General features: G+C 51.9%; 18 protein-coding genes and 2 pseudogenes. 5 read left to right on the top strand and 15 right to left on the bottom strand.

The features are described 5' to 3' along the window. Positions 1-20: 20 nt before the first annotated feature. Positions 21-2,717, bottom strand: coding sequence for an HAD-IC family P-type ATPase (locus ACYVRB_RS08385; RefSeq protein ID WP_461214707.1), 2,697 nt, complete (start codon positions 2,715-2,717; stop codon positions 21-23). Positions 2,718-2,890: 173 nt separating this feature from the next. Further along, positions 2,891-3,736 (bottom strand): 5-dehydro-4-deoxy-D-glucuronate isomerase, encoded by an 846-nt coding sequence (gene kduI, locus ACYVRB_RS08380; RefSeq protein ID WP_461214705.1) that lies wholly within the window; start codon positions 3,734-3,736, stop codon positions 2,891-2,893. Between the two features lie 457 nt (positions 3,737-4,193). Here kduI and ACYVRB_RS08375 point away from each other — a divergent pair, with 457 nt between their 5' ends. The 4 genes from ACYVRB_RS08375 to ACYVRB_RS08360 all read left to right on the top strand — a co-directional run bounded on the left by ACYVRB_RS08375 (position 4,194) and on the right by ACYVRB_RS08360 (position 8,594). Next, on the top strand, positions 4,194-5,621 hold the full coding sequence (locus tag ACYVRB_RS08375) for a PTS galactitol transporter subunit IIC (RefSeq protein ID WP_461214704.1): 1,428 nt from the start codon (positions 4,194-4,196) through the stop codon (positions 5,619-5,621). Between the two features lie 137 nt (positions 5,622-5,758). Continuing rightward, positions 5,759-6,790: a LacI family DNA-binding transcriptional regulator gene (locus tag ACYVRB_RS08370; protein WP_461214703.1), complete on the top strand. Its 1,032-nt coding sequence runs from the start codon at positions 5,759-5,761 to the stop codon at positions 6,788-6,790. Between the two features lie 143 nt (positions 6,791-6,933). Continuing rightward, positions 6,934-8,187: a PTS ascorbate transporter subunit IIC gene (locus ACYVRB_RS08365; RefSeq protein WP_461214702.1), complete on the top strand. Its 1,254-nt coding sequence runs from the start codon at positions 6,934-6,936 to the stop codon at positions 8,185-8,187. A gap of 50 nt (positions 8,188-8,237) precedes the next feature. Then, on the top strand, positions 8,238-8,594 hold the full coding sequence (locus ACYVRB_RS08360; RefSeq protein ID WP_461214701.1) for a cupin domain-containing protein: 357 nt from the start codon (positions 8,238-8,240) through the stop codon (positions 8,592-8,594). A 666-nt stretch (positions 8,595-9,260) separates the two neighbouring features. On the opposite strand, the gene ACYVRB_RS08355 is transcribed toward ACYVRB_RS08360, so the two are convergent. The 3 genes from ACYVRB_RS08355 to ACYVRB_RS08345 form a co-directional block, all read right to left on the bottom strand. Beyond that, positions 9,261-9,581, bottom strand: a complete 321-nt coding sequence (locus tag ACYVRB_RS08355) for an AzlD domain-containing protein (RefSeq protein WP_461214700.1) — start codon at positions 9,579-9,581, stop codon at positions 9,261-9,263. After that, positions 9,578-10,279 (bottom strand): AzlC family ABC transporter permease, encoded by a 702-nt coding sequence (locus tag ACYVRB_RS08350; protein WP_461214699.1) that lies wholly within the window; start codon positions 10,277-10,279, stop codon positions 9,578-9,580. Before ACYVRB_RS08350 ends, ACYVRB_RS08355 begins: the two co-directional genes overlap by 4 nt. A gap of 133 nt (positions 10,280-10,412) precedes the next feature. Then, a complete protein-coding gene (locus ACYVRB_RS08345) occupies positions 10,413-12,236 on the bottom strand; it encodes a bifunctional diguanylate cyclase/phosphodiesterase (RefSeq protein ID WP_461214698.1) in 1,824 nt (607 codons plus the stop codon). 257 nt (positions 12,237-12,493) lie between these two features. On the opposite strand from ACYVRB_RS08345, the gene ACYVRB_RS08340 reads away from it, so the two are divergent. Next, positions 12,494-13,081, top strand: coding sequence for an NTP transferase domain-containing protein (locus tag ACYVRB_RS08340; protein WP_461214697.1), 588 nt, complete (start codon positions 12,494-12,496; stop codon positions 13,079-13,081). Between the two features lie 266 nt (positions 13,082-13,347). On the opposite strand, the gene ACYVRB_RS08335 is transcribed toward ACYVRB_RS08340, so the two are convergent. From ACYVRB_RS08335 to ACYVRB_RS08290, 10 genes and pseudogenes are all read right to left on the bottom strand, one after another. Next, positions 13,348-13,683: a HesB/YadR/YfhF family protein gene (locus ACYVRB_RS08335; RefSeq protein WP_461214736.1), complete on the bottom strand. Its 336-nt coding sequence runs from the start codon at positions 13,681-13,683 to the stop codon at positions 13,348-13,350. A gap of 17 nt (positions 13,684-13,700) precedes the next feature. Beyond that, positions 13,701-14,156, bottom strand: a complete 456-nt coding sequence (locus tag ACYVRB_RS08330) for a hypothetical protein (RefSeq protein ID WP_461214696.1) — start codon at positions 14,154-14,156, stop codon at positions 13,701-13,703. A 268-nt stretch (positions 14,157-14,424) separates the two neighbouring features. Further along, entirely contained in the window at positions 14,425-15,162 is a 738-nt protein-coding gene (locus tag ACYVRB_RS08325; protein ID WP_461214695.1) for an amino acid ABC transporter ATP-binding protein, read from the bottom strand. Beyond that, positions 15,162-15,938 (bottom strand): annotated as a pseudogene (locus ACYVRB_RS08320) (amino acid ABC transporter permease); the annotation flags it as partial. The gene ACYVRB_RS08325 and the pseudogene ACYVRB_RS08320, both read right to left, overlap by 1 nt. Then, positions 15,927-16,586, bottom strand: a pseudogene (locus ACYVRB_RS08315) (transporter substrate-binding domain-containing protein); the annotation flags it as partial. The pseudogenes ACYVRB_RS08320 and ACYVRB_RS08315, both read right to left, overlap by 12 nt. Positions 16,587-16,825: 239 nt before the next feature. After that, positions 16,826-17,545, bottom strand: a complete 720-nt coding sequence (locus ACYVRB_RS08310) for a GntR family transcriptional regulator (RefSeq protein WP_461214694.1) — start codon at positions 17,543-17,545, stop codon at positions 16,826-16,828. Between the two features lie 308 nt (positions 17,546-17,853). Continuing rightward, positions 17,854-18,201 (bottom strand): transposase family protein, encoded by a 348-nt coding sequence (locus ACYVRB_RS08305; RefSeq protein ID WP_461214693.1) that lies wholly within the window; start codon positions 18,199-18,201, stop codon positions 17,854-17,856. A gap of 57 nt (positions 18,202-18,258) precedes the next feature. Continuing rightward, a complete protein-coding gene (locus ACYVRB_RS08300; RefSeq protein ID WP_461214692.1) occupies positions 18,259-18,582 on the bottom strand; it encodes a heavy metal-binding domain-containing protein in 324 nt (107 codons plus the stop codon). Between the two features lie 12 nt (positions 18,583-18,594). Then, positions 18,595-19,368, bottom strand: coding sequence for an ABC transporter permease (locus tag ACYVRB_RS08295; protein WP_461214691.1), 774 nt, complete (start codon positions 19,366-19,368; stop codon positions 18,595-18,597). Next, positions 19,368-20,276, bottom strand: a complete 909-nt coding sequence (locus ACYVRB_RS08290; protein ID WP_461214690.1) for an ABC transporter ATP-binding protein — start codon at positions 20,274-20,276, stop codon at positions 19,368-19,370. The genes ACYVRB_RS08295 and ACYVRB_RS08290 overlap by 1 nt, the downstream gene beginning before the upstream one ends. Between the last annotated feature and the right edge of the window lie 100 nt (positions 20,277-20,376).

Genomic DNA, 20,376 nt, shown 5'->3' with positions numbered 1-20,376 from the left:
CTGACTAGTCCATTAACAAATTAATGAAAGCGCACCCGGCCAGCGCGGTGATGCAATCCCATCCGGATCAATTTGTCGATTTCGGTTACGATCAGCGTAATGAATCCAGCCGCGATCGCAATCCCCCATTCTCGCCAGCTCATCGCCGCGGTGACAAAGATCGACTGCATGAACGGCAGATAGGTCAGTCCTAGTTGCAGCAACATCATCAAACCGATGATCGCAAAAGCGCGCGGATTCGTGAAAAACTGTTTGGAAATCACCAGCGCGCTGGTGCGAATATTGAACAGGTAGAAGATCTTCCCCAAGATGATGATGTTGACCATCATCGTGCTGGCAACAGCAGGCGACGCTAGGCCGCCTCTTAACAGCCAGTCATGGGCGATCAGCCCGATCCCAGAGATCAACACGGAAACATAGATCAGCTGGAAGACGTCGTGCTTGTTCATCATGCCCGCGGTATTACTGCGTGGCGGCCGCATCATCAAGCCGTCTTCAGCAGGCTCAAAGATGAACGCCAGCTGGATCGTGATCGCAGATACCATGTTGATCCACAGCATCTGGCTGGCGTTCAGCGGCATGTCATCTTGCGTCAAAACGGTGAACGCGATGACGAGCCCTTCGGCAAAACTGGTCGGCAACAAGAACAAGATACTCTTCTTGATGTTGTCATAGATCCGGCGGCCTTGCGCGATCGCGCGCTCCATCGTCGTGAACTTATCATCGGTCAAGATCATGTCGGCGGCGTCTTTGGCGACGTCGGTCCCGGACTCACCCATGGCGACCCCAATATCCGCCTGCTTCAAGGCTGGCGCGTCATTGACCCCGTCACCGACCATTGCAGTGACGTTGCCGGCCGCTTGCAAGGCCTTGATGATCTCCAGCTTATCTGCCGGCGTGGTGCGGGCAAAAACGTCTGCCGACACCATCGTCTTTTGTCGTTGTGCTTCCGACATCGCGGTCAGATCGGCGCCGGTGACCACGTGCGGCTTTTCCGCCAAGCCCAAAGTCTTGGCGATGGCGCCGGCAGTTTCGGGATGATCGCCAGTAATCATTTTGACCTTAACGCCAGCCTTGCGCATCTCATGGATCGACGCGATGACTTCCGGCCGCGGCGGATCGATCAACGCCGCCACCCCTAAGAAGTCGATCCCGTCTGCGAGCAATTCATGGCTGATCTTGGTGACAGAAGCCGGGACAAGCTTGCACCCGACCGCGATCACCCGCTGGCCGCGCTTGGAAAAATCGCTGGTCAGCTGCAAATAACGGTCGGCATCAAAATCCGGATCGGCCGCCGTCGCCATCGGTAGCAACTTATCCGGTGAGCCCTTGATATACAGCTTGTGGGTGCCGTCGTTCATACGCACCAGCTTAGCCATGTAGCGATAGTCTGAATCAAATGGCAGCATGTCGAGCTCTTCGCAATCGGTCGGATCGGTCGCATACGCCTTGTAATACGCCGTCATGAACGCCCCGTCGGTCGGTTCGCCGTTGATCGTGTATTTACCGTCGATTTCTGCCAGCGTCGTGTCGTTGGCTTCATAACCAGCCCGTAACAACGCCGCCAAGTCGGCGTAATCGTCGGGCTTGATGACTTTTTTGGCCAACGCAAAATCACCACTCGGGGTATACCCGGTACCAGAAACCGTGTAGTTGGCTTCAGGCGTGACGACTTCCGTCAACGTCATTTCGTTTTGGGTCAGGGTCCCGGTTTTATCCGTTGCAATCACATCGACGGAACCCAAGACTTCAACAGAAGGCAGTGACTTCACGATGGTGTGCTCATGTTTCGACATGTCCTGCACGCCCATCGCCAAAATCACACTGGTCGTGGCCGGCAATCCTTCAGGCATCGACCCCACGATCATGGTAACGATCCCGAGTGCCAAGGTCCCGAGCGTGTAATGCCCGGAAAACAACCCATAAATAAACAAGATCACCGCAAACCCGAGGATTCCATAAGAGATCCCCTTGCCGATGCCATCGAGTTGTTTCATCATCGGTGACTGGCGGGTTTTGGCCCCGGCCACCGCCTGGGAAATTTTCCCCAGCTCGCTTTGTACCCCAGTAGCTACGACCAACCCGAGGCCGCTACCGCTGGCCACTGCCGTGGAGGCAAATGCCATGTTCGTCTGCTCGGCAAGTATCGTGTCTGCCGGTAGGGGCGCGGTTTGCTTCGCGATCGAGTTAGATTCTCCGGTCAACACGGCTTCTTGAACCATCAAGTTATCAACGTCGATCAATCGCAAGTCGGCCGGCACATTATCCCCAGCCTCAAGAAACACCACGTCGCCAACCACCAAGTCGGCGGCAGGCACATCGACCCGCTGTCCGTCACGATACACCGTCGCGTTGTGCGCCAACATGCCGCGGATCTTGTTCAGCGAATCCGCCGCGCTGGACTCTTGGTAGTAACCGATGATCGCGTTGATCACAATCACCAGGGCAATAATAATCGTATCAGTCACATGGCCCATCAAGATGGTCATGATCGCCGCGCCGATCAAAATGTAAATGATCAAGTTGTTGAATTGGCGCACGAATAAGACCCACTTCGGCGTTTGATGTGTCGGAATTGCGTTGGGGCCATCGGTTTCCAGCCGCTTAGCGGCAACCGTTGAATCTAGTCCTTGCTCCAAGTCAGGCGTATTGACCGCCTGCTGCACCTCTTCGACGCTCAAGTGAGTCATCGGCCTCTGCGATCCGGGATCTTCCATATATCATCATCCTTTTTTATAATTTAGTTTTTACTATAAGTTTAATATTAAGTGAATCTAATCGTTCAGGCAAGTAATTGCTTAGAAATTTCCCGGGTAATATTCTCTCCCTTGGTGCCTTCAGGTCACAAAAAAGCACCACGTCGCTGTCGGCGTGGTGCTTTTGCGTTGAATTACTTCAGGTCACTCATGGCGACGGCATCCATGTCATCGTAAGTTTGGTTTTCACCACACATTGCCCAGATGAAGGCGTAGTTGGTGGTGCCGACCCCACAGTGGATGGACCAAGATGGGTTAACGACCGCAGATTCGTTGGTCATAACCACATGCTTGGACTGGCTTGGCTCGCCCATGAAGTGGAAGACCCGAGTGTCTTTGGATGGGAATTCGATGTACAGGTAAGTTTCCATCCGACGGGCATGGGTATGCGCTGGCATGGTGTTCCAAGAAGAACCAGGAGCCAAGACGGTGTAGCCCATTTGCAGTTGGCAAGTATCCATCTGCGAAGCATCGATATACTTGTAGATGACCCGCTTGTTCATGTGCTCTTGATCACCAATTGGCTTCTTCAAAGCGTTGGCAAATGGCAGCTTCTTGTCTGGATAGGTCTTGTGGGCCGGCGTGGAAACCACATAGAACTTCGCCGGCTTCTCAGGATCTGCAGATTCGAAGGTCACGTGCTTGCGGCCCATGCCGATATAGTAACCATCATGAGCAACCATTTCTTGCTTATCGCCATCGATGGTGATGTAGCCAGTTTCACCGATGTTGATCACACCGAGTTCGCGGCGTTGCAGGAAATACTCAACCCCGAGTTGCTTGTCGAGCTTGATTTCGAGTGGTTCGGTGGTTGGGGTAACCCCACCAAAGATCATCCGATCGTTGTAAGTATAGGTCAACAAGATGTCACCAGGGTTGAACAGCTTCTCAACGAAGAATTGATCACGCATTTCTTCAGTAGAGTAATGCTCGATATCCTTGGGGCTATGCGAGTAGTTGGTCGTCATACTAAAAGTCATAACTTTGCCTCCAAATTTCCAATTTAGAAATCTTGTTTATATATCGTTAACACTCTTAATATAGGACCCAAGGCAAAAAAAATCAAGCGGTTACAGCTCACTAAACTGTTTTTCAACCAGCATGCCCGTCTTTACACCATTTTTTTCACGGCTCAAGATTCGGCTATCGCCACGAGTACGCCGCCTGCAAACTATCAAAGCCATTAGCCATTTTTTGAAAGTAATCGTCTTACTAAGGCCTTTCAGAAAGCGGTGCCAACAGCAGGGAATCGCTTTTAACATGACATCATAAGTTCTAACAGCACCGGTCTAGCGCGTTTTCATAATTAAAAATAACTTGCGGTTTGGATGTTGGCGGGCTATACTCACATCATCGTTTCTTAAGCGGATACATCATTTCTTACTGAGAAACAACGCAGATCCGCTGTGCATTTATTATAAGGGGGAAACCATCCACATGGGTGTCATCAATTACATCATGTCCTTAGGGGCAAGCGTCATGATGCCAATTATTTTCTTAGTCCTCGGGCTCTTGCTCGGGATGGGCATCGGTAAGAGTCTGAAGGCGGGATTGTCCGTCGGGGTCGGCTTTGTCGGCTTGAGCGTGATCACACAGTTGCTCACCGATAACATCGGCCCGGCTGTCACGTCCATGGTCAAAACATACGGCCTGCATCTGCACACGCTAGACATCGGCTGGCCGGCAGCTTCTGCTGTCGCCTTCGGTACCGAAGTCGGCGCGATCATTATCCCGCTAGGCCTGGTCGTCAACGTCATCATGTTGGCCACCAAAACCACCAAAACCGTCAACATCGACTTGTGGAACTACTGGCATTTTGCCTTCATCGGCTCGATCGTCTCGATTGCTACCAAGAGCTTTGCTTGGGGTGCCTTCGCCGCGATTTCCGTATACATCATCACGCTGGTCGGTGCAGACCGTTCCCAAAAAGCCGTCGAGAAATTCTACGGCAAAGACCTGTCTGGGATCTCGCTGCCACAAGCATTTTGTGTTACCTATATTCCGTTTGCGATCGGGATCAACTGGATCATCGACCGCATTCCAGGCCTGAACAAGATCGATCTGGATGCCGATAAGATGCAAAAACGCTTCGGGATCCTCGGCGATCCGATCTTCTTAGGCGTCATCGTCGGGATCTTGATCGGCGTCTTGGCCCGTTACAACGTCGCCAAAACCCTGCAGCTGGCGATCATCCTCGCCGCTGTCATGGTCTTGATTCCGCGTATCACCGCGCTGTTTATCGAAGGCCTTAAGCCGATCTCAGAGCGTTCCCAAGAACTGATCTCCAAGCGCTTCCCAGGCCGTTCCTTTAACATTGGGATGAGCCCGGCGCTGGTGATCGGCCATCCCGTGACGCTGGTTTGCTCGCTTCTGTTGATTCCAGTTATCTTGTTCTTATCTGTCGTGATCCCAGGTAACGAATTCTTGCCACTGGCTTCCCTGTCCGGCTTGATCTACATCTTCCCGTTGATCTTGCCTTACACCAAGGGTAACGTCGTGCGCTCCTTCATCGTTGGCTTGGTCACGATGATCATCGGCGTCTTGTCTGCCACCAGCCTGGCTGCGATCTTCACCAGCGCTGTTCGCCTCGTGCAAAGCTCCTTGATCCCGGCCGGCACCAGCTCTGTGGCTTCGGTCGACTTTGCCGCCAGCCCGCTGACCTGGTTGATCTACCAAGGTAGCGCCCACGCCAGCTTCGTCGGTCCGATCCTCATCGCCGTGTTTGTCATCGCGCTGATGGGCTACAACCGCTCCCGCATCCTCGCTGAGGAAAAAGCGGCGTTAGCAGCACAGACAAAAACTGTCGATATCCAACATGGTGAAGCCGTCGCAAACGACCACCTCGCCGCTGAAAACAACGACTAATCATCACCTATCGGCCTGACCTTTGTGTACGATGCAAAGGGCAGGCCTTTTTGGCGTCTGTTTGGCAGTGAATCCGTTTGCTATACGCCCAGGATTTCTTTAAAATGGAGGGGTGACTTTAACCTTAAGGAGGGCTGATGATGAAGCCAACGATGCAAGACGTCGCCGATTACGTCGGCGTGTCAAAAAGTACCGTTTCACAGTATCTCAACCATCACTACAGCTACATGAGCGCCGCAACGAGAGACAAGATCGCAGACGCCATCAAGACACTCAACTATCAGCCCAATCAGATCGCCAAGAGCCTCAAACAAAAAAGCACCAAGATCATCGCCTTGATCTGTGCGGCCTTGTCGTCGCGGTTTTCGATCCATCTGATCTCTGCGGTCGAAGCTTACTTTCAAAAGCTCGGTTACACCGTCGTCATCGCCCGCACCGATGACGACCCCGATATTGAAAAGGCACTGATCGAATCCTTCATCAGCCGGCAAGTCGACGGCATCATGGTCTTTCCGACCAAGCCTAACTCGGCCTACTACCGCACACTTGCCGCCCAAGATTTCCCTATTGTCTTCGTCGATCGCTACCTGCCTGATGTCCCGATCGATAGTGTGTTGTTGGACAACCCCCAAGCCGCCAACATGGCGACCAACTATTTGATCGCCAACGGTCACGAGCAGATCGCGATCTTGACCTTCCCACTTGGCGATCACATCACGACCCGGGTGGAGCGGCTGGAAGGCTACCAGAAGGCCTTGCGCGACCACCAGCTGCCGGTGGTCGACGACTACATTATCAACTGCACCCGGCCAACCGTGCCAGACCACCTGAACCGGCTGTTTGCTTTGCCACAGCCGCCGACGGCCTTGTTTCTCACCAACGACATGCTCCTAGAAGACACCTTGAGTTGGGTGCGGACGACCGATCGGCGTATTGGTCAAGACCTGTCGATCATTTCCTTGGACGACGTTTCGTTTGCTCGGTTCATGGAGCCGCCGATCACGACCATTTCGCAGCCAGTCGCTGACATTGGCGTCACCGCGGCAGACATTTTACTCAAAAAAATTCGTCATCTCAAATCTCAAGCCAGCCCTGTGATCACAAGGCTTTCACCCACACTCCACGAACGTGAATCTGTTATAGATATAAGAAAACGCTTGCAAAAATAAACCGAGCGTTTTAAAGTTAGGTCATGAGGTAATAAACCGGTTTAGCATTGTTCGCAATCACTCCGGTTTTTATTTCCCCAATTTACTAAACCGGTTTAGCGATTACATTATCTGCCACTCTCACGTCCAAAGGAGGTTAAACCATGTCAGATTTCCTTCAAATCATTCAGAAACCTGCCATCATCATCGCGATCGTCGCGTTCATCGGCTTGGTCGCGATGCGTAGCAAGCCATCTAAAGTGATTGTCGGAACAACACTTTCGTTCGTTGGTTTTACCATGATCAAGATGGGGAGCGCCCTCATCGCCGGCACGTTAACTGGCTTCAGTACATTATTCAACAGTGCCTTCCATCTGCAAGGCATCGTGCCAAGTAACGAAGCGATGATGGCGATGACGATGAAGTCCATCGGTTCTACCGCGGCCTTAGTTCTGGTCGTCGGGCTGGTCGTCAACTTACTCGCCGCGCGTTTCACGCCATTCAAATCTGTTTACTTATCCTTGCATCTCGCGTTATTCACCGCATTTGCCATTGCGGCGGTTGCCAAGATGATCGGCCTGAATTCCGTCTTCACTATCACAGCCGGCGGGATCTTGTTAGGGCTGTACATGTCGATCAGCCCAACGATCCTTGGGAAGTTCACCAAAGACGTTACCGGATCTGACGAATTCACCATTGCCCACTCCGGTTCGCTGTCTTATATCCTCGGCGCACTGCTTGCGCGTAAGTTTGGGAACAAGAAACACGATGCTGAAAATATCAAAATGAACGACAGCATCTTGTTTTTAAAAGATCCTAATGTTGCGACCACGTTGACCATGTTGATTTTGTTCCTGGTCACTTCCTTGCTCGCTCACGGCGATGCCGCAGCGACCAAAGTCTTGGCAGGGGAAAACCCGATCCTTTACTCAATGGAACAAGCCGCGACCTTTGCCGGCGGACTGTTCGTTGTTAAAGCCGGGATCAAGATGTTCATCGACGAAATCGTGCCGGCCTTCAAAGGTTTCGCCAAGATCGTCGCGCCTGGTGCCATTCCTGGTGTCGATGTCTTAGTCTTATTCGACAAGGCGCCTAACACCGCCTTGATCGGGTTCTTGACTTCCTTTGCCACTGGGCTGGTTGCCTTGTTCCTGCTACCTGTCTTGGGCTTGCCTGTCATCGTTCCTGGGTTGATGGCCTGCTTCATCACTGGGGGTGCTTCCGCGATCTTAGGGAACGCTGAAGGTGGGATTCGCGGGGCGATCATCTCCGCGGTTACCGACGGGGTCTTGCTGGCCTTCATGCCGGCTTTGGCCATGGCATTGTTCGCAGCGCTGGGCATTCATGGCACGACCTTCGCCGATCCAGATATGATCTCCGTTGCCGCAATCTTCTGGGTATTGTTCCGGTGGTTCTAGCACTATAATCTTATTGGTATCTGACGCCAACATTTTGAAAGGTGGAAATTATGATGTTCTTTCACAAAGAAGACTTACATTTAGACACAATTGATGACAACTCCCAACGCGAAGTGCTCGCTTATGGCGACCAACTGATGAACGCACGGATCATTTTCACAAAGGGCCTGGATCCAGATAGCGAGATTCCAACGCACAACCATCCTCATGTCCAAACCACTTATGTACTGAAGGGTTCCTTCAAGTTCATCATCAAGTATCCTGATCACGACGACATTCAAGTGGTTAAGGAAGGCGACGGGATCTACTTCCCGGCTAACCTCTTCCATGGTTGCATTCCATTAGAGGACGACAGCCAACTGTTCGATTCCTTCACCCCGATCCGTGAAGACTTCTTGAAAGCCTAAGCATAGCCAAAAACCCGTGATGCAAAATTGCATCACGGGTTTTTCTATCCTATTACTGTAGCCTGTGTAGATAGCTCAATCGCTGTCGGGTGTGGGCAAAAGCGACTCCAGCAGGCTTCAATCTGTCGTGGAGAGGGTGCTCGGCGGAGCTAACTTCGTCTACGACGAAGTGGATCTCCACCTGCGCCTTGCTGTAAGCGACAAGTCGCTAACAGCAATCTCACCACGTCAGCTTGACCTGCTTCCGTCACTTTCACCCACACCCTAGATTCTGCGTATCTGGATAGCTTGGTGTCATGAATAACTGAGTAAATTCGTGATCGCAACTAATCTATTCGTAATCAAATGTGTTGTCAGCCACTAGTCCATCTCTACTCTCTTGGAAGTTGTCACTTTCGGAAACGCGGGACGCTAACGTTAGGGTTTGGTGTGTGGAGGCCCGAGATGGCTCAGGCGCGGCATTGTTGTTAGCGGCTTTGCCGCTTACAACAAAGGCGTCGAAGGAGATCCACTCGGAGCTTTGCAACGAGTTAGCTCCTGAGCGCCTCGCACCGTTCCAGCCATCTCTAGGGCCGGAACACACCAAACCCGACCTATACCACTATCTCGAACACATCCCAAAGAAGACTTACGCTGCCGAACAGTGACAATATGTATATCTCAGTATTAAGCCCAACCGAAGAAGCGGATCGCTGCCATGGCAACGATCCCGACGATGACTACCGCCAGCAGACTTTTGGTGATGATGCCGGCCAGGATCGCGGGGATCGACGCGAGGCAATTTTCAACGTTGACGCCAGGCCAGTGTCCGGCGTGATACACCAACAGGCTTTCGATAAAAATCGCAGCTAAGATCGCGACTGGAACAAAGCTCAAGAACTGGAGTAGCCATTGCGGCAGCGTCGTCGCCTTGACCAAGGCAAACGGCACGACACGGATCAGCCAGGTCACCAACCCGCACAACAAGATCACAACAAGGACTTTCACCGCTTCTCCACCGCCATTCCAAAAAGACACCCGAGGATCGTCGCCACCAAAATGGCTGTCGATCCTGGCATGAACCGCATCAAAACCACCATCACTACCCCCACAAAGCCAGCGACCGTCAGATGACGGAGAAAAGGCTTGCTGCGATCGGTAATCATCTGCAGGTAAAGTAGTCCGATAAACATCGCCACCACCGCAAAATCCAGACCAAACGCCTTCGCGTTCGGGATCAGGCTCCCGATCAGCGCACCCACGACCGTTGCCACGATCCAAACCAAATAAGCGACGATGTTCGCAGCGTTGAACCACGACGGCCGCAGGTGATGATCGGTCAAATTCAGCTTATTCATTGATAACGCAAACGTTTCATCCGTCAACAGCGTTCCGATCCCGACATTTTCCTTCATTGAAGCGTCTTTCAAATAAGGGGCCACCGTCATGCTCATGAGACTCATCCGGGCGTTGATCAAAAGCGTCGACACCACGATCGCCCCGATCGGACTGCCTGTCAGCAACATGCTGGTGATCACAAACTGAGCGCTGCCGGCATAGACGATCACCGACATCAACAACACCATCCAGACCGACAAATGGCTCGTGTGCGCCACGATCCCGAATGCCAGTCCTACCCCAATATAGCCGAAGACTGTTGGCATGACGTCTTTGATTCCTGCTTTAAAATTTAGCTCTGCATTCATGCACAGGCCTCCATTAATCAAAAATTAGAACTTAATTAGATTTTACCTGAATATTCTCAATAATCAACCTTAACCGTGCACGCCAAAAGGCTCTCGACTTCATTTTGGTCGAGAGCCTTTCGTTTATGTATCGTTAAGCCGCTACTGGCAAAGCCGGCTTTGCGTAAAAATAACCTTGGAAATAACGAATGCCTAACACGCTGGCAAAATCCACATCGGTTTGATTCTCGACCCCTTCGAGAATCATCCGCAGGTGATTTTTCTTGGCAACGCCCACCCAAAAACGGATACGCTCGCGAATACGGTCGAGCGATTCGGTTTTTCTGAGGTTTTGGATGGCAAACTTGACCCCATCGACGTAAGGTAACAACTGTTGGACGAGTTCATAACTGTTGTCTGAGCCCACGTCGTCGATATGGATCCGGATCCCGGCGGCCCGATAGATCGCACTGATGCGCCGGGTGGTGGCGAGGTCGGGGACGTCGACGATCTCAACGGTCAAACCTGAAGGCCCGTCTTCGCTGCGCAGACAAGAGATCAGCGCGTGTGCGGTTTGCGGATCCGCAAACTGCGCAAGCGTCAGGTTGATCGCCACGTTTTTGCATGACGCATGTGATACCGCCTGATAGATCAGCTCTACCTGCTGGTCAATGGCAAGATCAAACGAATTCGGTAATACCCAGCATTCTTGGGCATTATCGTAGGTGCGCAGGAGCAACTCGTTGCCACACACCACCGGCTGGCCTTCTTGATCATTGTTGATTGGTTGCATGTAAAAGGCATACGTCGGCGCCACTGTCTCGTCTAACTTTTCCACCGGTGTCCCATCTACCGTGATCGCGTCGCGGCCACGCCGCTTAGAGGCGTACAGATTATCATCGGCCCGCTTATAAAGATCATCAACCACCTCATCTTCTGGATGAATGGCTGTCGCCCCGATCGATATCGTCACCGGGATCGGCACGCCTTCATAGCTGAACTGCCCATCATGGATCGCCTGCCAGCAATCCCGCAATACCGGCTTGATCTCATCGGGAGTCGCATCCGGAAACGCAATGTTGAACTCTTCGCCACCAGTCCGATACAAATGCTCGTGATATTGTTGTTGGCGCAAAACCCCAAGTAGCGTTTCTGCCGCTTGGATCAGCACCGCGTTGCCTGCCAGGTGCCCATATTCTTGATTGATCTGCTTTAAGCGATCGATGTCTAACGCGACCAGCGTCAATGGTGCCTGCGCGGTCTTGGCATGTTCGAACAGCGCCGTGATATCGGCCTGATCGTGACTGTACGTTTTCGCGTTGGTCAGATTATCATACGCCGTCAGCGCCTCGAGTCGCTTTTGGGCGCGATATTGTTGCCATTGACGTGCCCAGTAATAATCGGTGACCACCGCCATGATCAAAAACATCGCGATCGCCTGCCCAGCCAAGCGTGCGTCCATTCGTAGCCCCATGGCAAGCGGCGGGATCGTCAACCAAAACGCGATCGCAACGAAAGTCGACAGGCCAAACAGCATCTCTGTTCGATGCGCAAGTTGCTTGCGCTGAACGCGCACCACCACCAGCGCCACGATCAGGATAACGGTACAGACACTCGCCCAGGCCGTGAAGTGCCCAACGTGATGGACGCTCCACAATCCTAAAAGCGCAACGGCACGGATCAAATACTCGCCAAGCGTGATCTGCTGGTCAAACAGCGGGATGACCAAGACAAACAGACTCAGATTCGTAAACAACATCCCGGCCATAAAGCCGGTGGCTCCTCCAAACGCCATCACAGCAGCGCAAGCGAGAGGCAACACCGTCAAGAGCACCCGATAGCTGAGTGAAGTCTTCGTGGCAAACGCCTGGCGCCAGATATACTGCGTCAGCGCAACGAACCCGGCCGTAAAGAAAGTGGCTGTGACGGTTTGGACTAGCCACATCCCGGCTGATAAATCACCAATATTAAAATTCATGTCCAATCGTCCCTTTCCAGCCATAAATTCATCTATATTCTCCCACAATTTGATACGAACAAACAGACCTGTGCAGACTTTCAGGAGAAAATCACATCACGACGAAAAGCTCATAATTAACCTCGAAGTCACCCTTTTTGTGTAAACGGTTTCCATTTCTTAAAAATCGCGGTATAGTTAAGAAAACGCCACCAACAGATTATCTAGGCGGGAAAGGTAGTCATGCGAACACATCATGACGGTGAGGATAGCGAATTATGGATGGACTCGTACTCGCCGGCGGCGCCTCCAAGCGCTTCGGCCAAGATAAAGCATTAGCGCATTTCGACTCTGCATCCCTTGCAAATGTCACCCACGCAGTATTGCTGTTGAAAGCCTTGTGTGGCCAGGTTTACGTCGCCTGCAACGCTAATAACCGTAACGCGATTCAAAGCGCGGTCGCTGAATTAGGTGCCACCGTGATCCAAGACCGGCAACCGGTGTTAGGCCGCGGCCCGATCAGTGGGCTGTGGAGCTATTTTGCCACCTTACCAAGAGCCCGCGGCGATGTGTTGGTGGTCGCGTGTGATTACCGCGGTCTCGATCTGGCAACCCTCGCCCCGCTTGTCGGTCGTTTCGGCTATCTCAACACCCCTAGTGGCCCGCGCTGGACTTGCTGCCGCCTCAACATCGCCTTCACCACGCTAGAAACGCAGGTACTCGCCCACGATTGGGCGTGGGAAGATCTGTTACAACTCGCTGGTTGTCCGCCGCTGGACGTCATTACCCCGATCCAAGATGTCGATGTCTATCAACAAGGCATCATCCCCGACCAGCAAAATCCTCAGCAGCCCCGTGATGCATAATCAACAAAGCCAGCCTGTTCCCGACGATCAATCGGAAACAGGTTGGCTTTTATTTTACATTTTCGCATAACTCAAATAATCATTAACAAGCTATTTATATTGCTAAGCACACTAGCGAAAAGTCTCGTTCTCCTCCTACGCCTGATTAAAATCAGCGCACAAATTAAAAGCGGCGTCTATTTTTCAGTCTCGCTGATTTTGACGAGCCAAAAAAGTTCCGGTGAGAAGCGGGGCGATCCCGCAATTCTTACCAGAACTTATCATGATTATGCTTTAGAGGCGCCACTGACGGCATCGCTTTGTCCATCTTGAGGAATGAACGTGTAAGTCGGCTCATCTTTGGCGGCATCATAGCCAACGTCAAGATCGAGGTTATCGAAGAACCAAGCGTCATTGCTATCGACATAATACGTCACGCCATCTTTGACCGTCTTGGTCACCGGCGCTTCAATCGCGTCGTCACGACTCATCCCTACTGAAAAGCCATCATGAACGTTGGTTTGTCCGTACACCTTACCGAAGAAGCGGATCCCCGCACCTTGTGGTAAATCGAGCTCACGGCGAAACCAAGCGCTCGCTTCATCATCTACCGAGATTGCCATCATTCAGGCCTCCTTCTTTACTGCAGTTGGGTATAAATATCTTTGACCCCGTGCTCCGGATCGATCACGATGAACAGATGCCCGGAAATCGGGTCTGCGTAACTCGACTGATAGGCGTTATCTAGCCCGCTCGGGTCCTTGGCCGCAAACGGGAAGTAGATCTGGCTTGTTCGATCCGAGCTGAACACCAGATCCATGCGTTCGATATCTTGATACTTAGTCGCGCGACCGAACATCCCCAGCTCCAGCGATCCTGTGTTGATGTCACTGGACTTCACATGGTCTGCTTGCGGCAAGATCTCAACGCGGAAGCTCTTGCATGGGTGGATCTCTTGGATACGCCCGCCGTTAATACGCCCATAACTGGTCGTCACGCGGCTGATCCAGATATCTGCCAATTCATCATGGGCGACGGTCCATTCGTCCCCGTTACGAAAATGAAACACCAACTGTTCAAATGTATGTTCTGTCATCTCATATACCCTCCTAGGCGTATTCGACCATGCGGCCAATAACGTTTCAAGCCTAGTGTAGCACAATCCGGCAAGCGCTGTCATCACCTGTGATCTTCTCGTTTTTCCAGTTAACCAGCATCATTGATAAACACCATAATTAAGACAGTTAGCCACAGTATTACAGAAATTAATAACTGTACCACGAAAAGGGAAAACTGCTTCTAGAAACGCCAAACGCCGGTACAAGACAAAGTTGTCTTACACCGGCGCCTATGGTGATGCTTATCTATGCCTCTAACACTTGCTTCAAGAAGGTCTGCAAGCGCGGATGCTGCGGGTTATCGAAGATTTGTGTCGGTGCGCCTTGTTCGAGGATCTTGCCATCCCCGAAGAAAACGACCCGATCAGCGACTTCTTTGGCAAAGCCCATTTCATGCGTCACGATCACCATGGTCATGCCACTTTTGGCGAGCTTGCGCATAACGGCAAGCACGTCGCCGACCATTTCGGGATCAAGCGCAGAGGTCGGTTCGTCAAACAACATGATGTCCGGATCCATCGCCAATGCCCGGGCGATCGCCACCCGTTGTTTTTGCCCACCGGACAAGGAGCTTGGCATCGCGTCAGCTTTGTCGGTCAACCCGACGACATCAAGAAACTTCTTGGCGTCTTTTTCCGCTTCAGCCTTAGACTTCTTGCCTAATTCGATCGGTGCCAGCGTCACATTACCCAACACCGACATGTTCGGGAAAAGGTTGAAATGCTGGAATACCATCCCGATATTTTCGCGGATCTTATCGATGTTCTTGCCAGCATGGGCGATATCTTGCCCGTCGATATAGATCTCACCAGAAGTGGTTGTTTCCAACCCGTTCATCATGCGCAACACGGTACTCTTACCGGCACCACTAGGGCCGATCAGCACCACCACTTCGTTGTCTTGAACCTGCAAGTCCACACCTTTGATGACTTCGTTGTCACCGTATGCCTTGCGGACGTCTTTCATCTCAACACGTGTCGCCATTATGCATTCACCTTCTTTTGAACCCAGTTAGACAGCCATGTCAGTAACGTGATAATAATCAGGTAGATCAAGGCGACCATCGCCCAGATCTTGAACCCTTCCATGTTCCGGGCGATGATGATCTTCCCGGTTTGGGTCAGTTCCAACAGCCCCAAGACACTGAGGATCGAGGTATCCTTCAGCGTGATGATGAACTGGTTGACAAAACTTGGGATCATGATCTTCACACCTTGTGGCAAAATGACCCGCTTCATCGCCTTGCCCCATGGTAGGCCAAGGCTACGTGCGGCTTCCATCTGCCCGACGTCGACCGCAGAGATCCCACCTTTGACGAAGGCGGCGGTGTAGGCCCCTTCGTTCAGCGTCAGCGTGATGACCCCGGCGATGAAGGCCGGCACCTTCTGGTCGATCAAGGTCGGCACCCCAGAATAAATGAAAAGTGCCAGAACCATCATAGGCAAGCCGCGGAAGACGTAGATGAATACTGTCGACAGGCCTTGAGCAAACTTGTTCGGAACCACACCGAGCAACCCGATCAAGATCCCCACGACCGTCGCAAAGACGATCCCGACCACGGTCAGCCACAGGGTCTCGCCTAACCCAGACATCAACGTGCCCCAGTTAGACTTCAGCAAGCCGAAGAAACTCCGGTCGGTTTCTTGCATCTTGGCTGTTTTCTTGGCTTGGGAAGCGGCTGAACCGTTACCTAAGTACTTCTCCACGATCTTGGTGTACTGACCATTGGCCTTGAGCTTCTTGATCCCGGAGTTGATCTTTTTGGTCAGCGTATTGGCTTCCGACTTCTTGACCGCGATCCCGTAGTTGTTCGCCATCGCCATCTTGAAGTTCTTCGCTAATTCCAAACTATCTTTGTAGCTGGTGGAAATCGCGTATTGCATGACCGGCTTGTCTTCGAAGCAGGCATCCGCGTTCCCGGTTTTGACGTTGTCATAGACGTTGTTAGAATCGTCGAAGGTGACGGTTGAAAAACCGTACTTGGCCTTCACCGAATTCGCGTAATCCGCGCTGGCCGTCCCGGTTTTCACCGCGACTTTCTTACCGCGAAGATCCTTGAGTGACTGCACCTTAGACCCTTTGGCGACAGCCATCACGACACCGGATTTGTAGTAAGGATCACTCATCGAAAACTTCTCTTGACGATCCTTGGTGATGCTCATCCCGGCGATCACCCCGTCGATCTGGCCGGCTTCTAGGGCCTGCACAGCGGCGTTGAACCCCAAAGGCTTGATGTCGACCTTGAAGCCTTCTTCCTTGGCGATCGCGTTCATCAAATCAATATCGATACCGACATATTTATTGTTCTGGTCGGCAAATTCGAACGGTGCAAAAGTCACGTCAGTCCCAATTGTATAGGTCTTTTGCGCGGCGTGGACCTGCTGAGTCGAGAACGTTAACCCCAACATCACCAACAAGCCTGCGAACAAGGTGGACCATAGCCACTTTCGTTTCATACAACACACCACTTTCTCAGATTTTTGAAAAACCAGTTTAAATTCTACCTATTGTTCAAACGTTTGTCCATGAGACATGTTATATTAGCTGACACATCCATGTAAGATTAAAGACTAATCCTCTGTTTCTAAGCTAACATACCAACCCCTCAATACGCAAAAAAAAGCCGCCGAGGATCGGCAGCTTCAGGTCAGTCGTTATTGATATCTAATACCGTGTAACCACGCCAGCTCGCAAGGTTGCGGCTGGTCGAATATTCGAGATTCTCACCAGTCGGCAACCAAACCACCTGTTCGACCTCGAGTACCGGCTCGCCTTTGGTCGCCTGCAGATGGGCCACATCATAGTCTGTCGCCAACGTCGCGTTGATCCGGCGCAAGGCGCCACCAAACTTCAAGTGGAGGTCGTGATGGATATAATCATAGATCGACCCCAACAAGATGTCATGCGTCAAGCCTGGCACCAGCTTCAACGGGAAGATCGTGTGCTCCAACACCCGTGGCACTTTATCGACCAAACGCAGACGATCGATCATATACACCGGCTCGTCCGCAGCGATATCAAGCTTTTTTTGTACCAGTTCGGAAGGCATCGTCACATCAAACCCGATCACACTGGAGGTGACGTGTCCTGCGCCTTCTTGCTGCGTCAGTCCATCAAACCGTTCGGCCGGCGAATCGCTAGTGTGAACCGAAATGTCACCAAGAACGTACGTCCCCAAGCCGGAACGTTTGTAGATCAAGCCTTCAGTGGCCAAACCATCAAGCGCTTTTTTGATCGTCATCCGGCTGACACCGAATTCTTTTGCCAGCGAATTTTGGTCAGGGATCAACGATTTCGCCGGATAAACGTTCGTATGGATCCGCCGCCGAATTTCGTCTGCAATCACCTGATATTTTGGGACCGCCATGCTTATCACTTCCTTATCTGCCTTATTCTCCATTATACGTCAATAGACGCGGGCTTTAGTAGAAAAACCCCGCGTCAGTTGATTTGATAACGCTAAACCTTGTCAATCAGTATTATCTCACATCTTAACCCGATGTGAGATGCAACTTTCCCCCCGGAATATTGACCCGCATTCCCGACAAGCAATGCATATAAAACGTACTCATTTATACTGAAAAGTATAGTCTTTATTAATTGTGCTTGTCAAAAATTTCGCAAAAAAAGCTTGAAGCAGATTTCCCGGGAAATCACGCTTCAAGCCTTAACCGCCTAGCGATTCAAGATATTACCGACGGTAGATTTAGAAATGTGCAACAGTGCGGCGATCTGGCGGTAGCTCATGTTTTGCGCTCGTAACGACACGATCTGTTGTTGCACCGCCACTGGGATCCCACGATGCTTTGTTGCGGCGGGATTATCGGCCAATGCAGTCACCTGCAACCGACACGCCGTGGCATGGACTTGATTGGCCACTTTTTGGGCCTCTAGCTGGCTAGCGGTCAACCACATTTTGCGGATGTCTTGCGTCCACACCGGCAACAACAATAAGTTGTCTGCTTCTAAAAACTCATTTTGATCATTGACGACTGTGTACCGATTCAACTCGACTGTGGCCACGTGACCGCCCCCTCGCGCTTTTGCCTTTATTATAGCGCATTCAGCGGCATTACAGGATCAGTCGATAAACTTTACTGCCGTGCCATAAGCGGCGACGGATTGCATATCCCCGCCGATCGCCCCAGAATCAAAGCGCATCATCACAACGGCATCTGCACCTTTGGCCGCGGCCTCGTCACGCAAGCGCTCGATGGCTTTTTCCCGCGAGTCGTGCAACATGCTGGTGTAGGCCTTAATTTCGCCGCCCACGACATTCTTCAGGCCGGCCCCGATATTCGAAAAGACGTTCTTGGACTGCGTGGTGAGGCCAAACACCTCACCGATGATCTCGTAATGACGACCGGGAATATTTTCAGTGGTGGTCACAAGCATTTCTGACATGAGAATTCCTCCTTAAACACTGCGGCGACGGAAACTGAGATAAGCAATCAGGGTAAACAAGACCGTATAACCGAACGTACAAAGCGCCATTATCCCGGTGTCGAGGTGCGTCAGCGGCGAATAAACCTTTGGGGCCGCCATTTGCGACCCAATCAGCAACATGGTGAACGGATTCCACTTCAGCCATTCCCATTTTTGAATCAGCAACAAGATCAGACTTGCAGCCGCCTGGATCACGAAGTAGCCAATGAAGCCGGTCGCGATCGCCGCGGCGTTGGTTTTGAACAACGTCGCCAGCAACACCACCACACTCAATAATAATAGCATCATCAACAGGTTACCGGCTAACGCCAACCCATATTGTTGGATCCAAGTGTTCCCGCCAGCAACGGATTGTTGCCAGTCAAATTCAGGGAACAAGATCACCGTCAACAAAAACGACACAGCACAGGCGATCGCCTGCAAAACGACCAGTTGTAACACCAAGACGATCAGCTTGCTGACGAAAACTTGGCTACGATAATACTGGCGGTACAGCAACTGTTTGATCGTGCCGTATTGAAACTCCATCGCGATCGTCGATGCACAACTGGCGATCATGATAAACAACACCAGCATCCCACCGATATAACCATTGGCAATCAACCTAGGCAACGCCATGAAATCTGGATACTTCAGCCGTAGCCCGGCAAACCCGACCTGGACTAAGACCATGAAGATCACGGCAAACCAGGTTCCTTTTTTATGTGTGAGCTTGAACAGTTCTTGTTTGACCAACGTCCCCATTATTGCGCCTCCTTGTCATGTGCCACCATGTCCAAGAAGGACTGTTCGAGGTCATGATGCGCCTTGGTGATATCTTGAATCGCGATGCCGGCGTTCACCAGTGACGTCAGCGCTTGGTTCAATCCGGTGCTGTTGGTAACTGCCAAGCGCAGTTGCGCGTTGTCGCCGTCGACCGGCACGTGGGCAGCCTGCAACGCGGCCAGCGCCGCGCGATTATCGACGGTTTTGAGCAGATAAACCACGCCACCAGCTTCAGTCAGATCATCCATCGTGCTTTGCCGAACGATCTGGCCATGATCTAAGATCAAGATATCATCAGCCACCTTCTCTAATTCTGCCAGAATGTGGCTGGAGATCAAGAAACTGGTGCCACTGGCCGCCTGCGTCCGGATGGTATCGCGCAGATCCTTGACCGCCTGCGGATCCAGGCCGTTCATCGGCTCATCGAGGATGACCAACTGGGGACGATCGACCAAGGCTTGGGCGATACCAAGCTTTTGTTTCATCCCCAGTGAATAAGACTTCGCTGGTTTATTGATGTAATCGGTCATGCCTAGCGCCGCAGTGACTTCTGCCACATGTGTCGCCTTGTTGCGCTTGGCCGCAAACAACTCAAGGTGCTGTCTGCCGGTCAAAAACGGATAGATCCCGGGATACTCGATCAGCGCGCCGACATGTCGTAGCGCCTTGTGGCTAGTCATGGCCACCGGCTCTCCGGCGATCGCGATATCGCCCGCGTCGGTGGGAATTAAGCCCAAAATCGCCTTCATGATCGTGCTTTTCCCCGCACCGTTAGGCCCAACTAAGCCAACGACGCGTCCTGAAGCAACGGTAAAATCCACGCCATGAAGCACCTGTTTTTTGCCAAATGATTTCTTCAGCCCAGATACCTTCAATAAAGCTTCCATATGTTTCCTCCTCCAATTAAATACCCAGTTGCGTCTAGCGTACCACGTTTGTCGAGAAGCACCTCCTGCTAGAGGCGGATTCTATGCTAAACTAGAACCA

It is taken from the genome of Lacticaseibacillus boliensis (assembly GCF_054784775.1).
Note: the sequence above shows the minus strand (reverse complement) of the source record. Positions and strands in the feature narration are given on the sequence as shown.

Bases quoted from the DNA above. Each gene is read 5' to 3' on its own strand.
- ACYVRB_RS08385 (WP_461214707.1), bottom strand. From the start codon at position 2,717: ATGGAAGATCCCGGATCGCAGAGGCCGATGACTCACTTGAGCGTCGAA.
- kduI (WP_461214705.1), bottom strand. From the start codon at position 3,736: ATGACTTTTAGTATGACGACCAACTACTCGCATAGCCCCAAGGATATC.
- ACYVRB_RS08375 (WP_461214704.1), top strand. From the start codon at position 4,194: ATGGGTGTCATCAATTACATCATGTCCTTAGGGGCAAGCGTCATGATG.
- ACYVRB_RS08370 (WP_461214703.1), top strand. From the start codon at position 5,759: ATGATGAAGCCAACGATGCAAGACGTCGCCGATTACGTCGGCGTGTCA.
- ACYVRB_RS08365 (WP_461214702.1), top strand. From the start codon at position 6,934: ATGTCAGATTTCCTTCAAATCATTCAGAAACCTGCCATCATCATCGCG.
- ACYVRB_RS08360 (WP_461214701.1), top strand. From the start codon at position 8,238: ATGATGTTCTTTCACAAAGAAGACTTACATTTAGACACAATTGATGAC.
- ACYVRB_RS08350 (WP_461214699.1), bottom strand. From the start codon at position 10,279: ATGAATGCAGAGCTAAATTTTAAAGCAGGAATCAAAGACGTCATGCCA.
- ACYVRB_RS08345 (WP_461214698.1), bottom strand. From the start codon at position 12,236: ATGAATTTTAATATTGGTGATTTATCAGCCGGGATGTGGCTAGTCCAA.
- ACYVRB_RS08340 (WP_461214697.1), top strand. From the start codon at position 12,494: ATGGATGGACTCGTACTCGCCGGCGGCGCCTCCAAGCGCTTCGGCCAA.
- ACYVRB_RS08335 (WP_461214736.1), bottom strand. From the start codon at position 13,683: ATGGCAATCTCGGTAGATGATGAAGCGAGCGCTTGGTTTCGCCGTGAG.
- ACYVRB_RS08330 (WP_461214696.1), bottom strand. From the start codon at position 14,156: ATGACAGAACATACATTTGAACAGTTGGTGTTTCATTTTCGTAACGGG.
- ACYVRB_RS08325 (WP_461214695.1), bottom strand. From the start codon at position 15,162: ATGGCGACACGTGTTGAGATGAAAGACGTCCGCAAGGCATACGGTGAC.
- ACYVRB_RS08310 (WP_461214694.1), bottom strand. From the start codon at position 17,545: ATGGCGGTCCCAAAATATCAGGTGATTGCAGACGAAATTCGGCGGCGG.
- ACYVRB_RS08300 (WP_461214692.1), bottom strand. From the start codon at position 18,582: ATGTCAGAAATGCTTGTGACCACCACTGAAAATATTCCCGGTCGTCAT.
- ACYVRB_RS08295 (WP_461214691.1), bottom strand. From the start codon at position 19,368: ATGGGGACGTTGGTCAAACAAGAACTGTTCAAGCTCACACATAAAAAA.
- ACYVRB_RS08290 (WP_461214690.1), bottom strand. From the start codon at position 20,276: ATGGAAGCTTTATTGAAGGTATCTGGGCTGAAGAAATCATTTGGCAAA.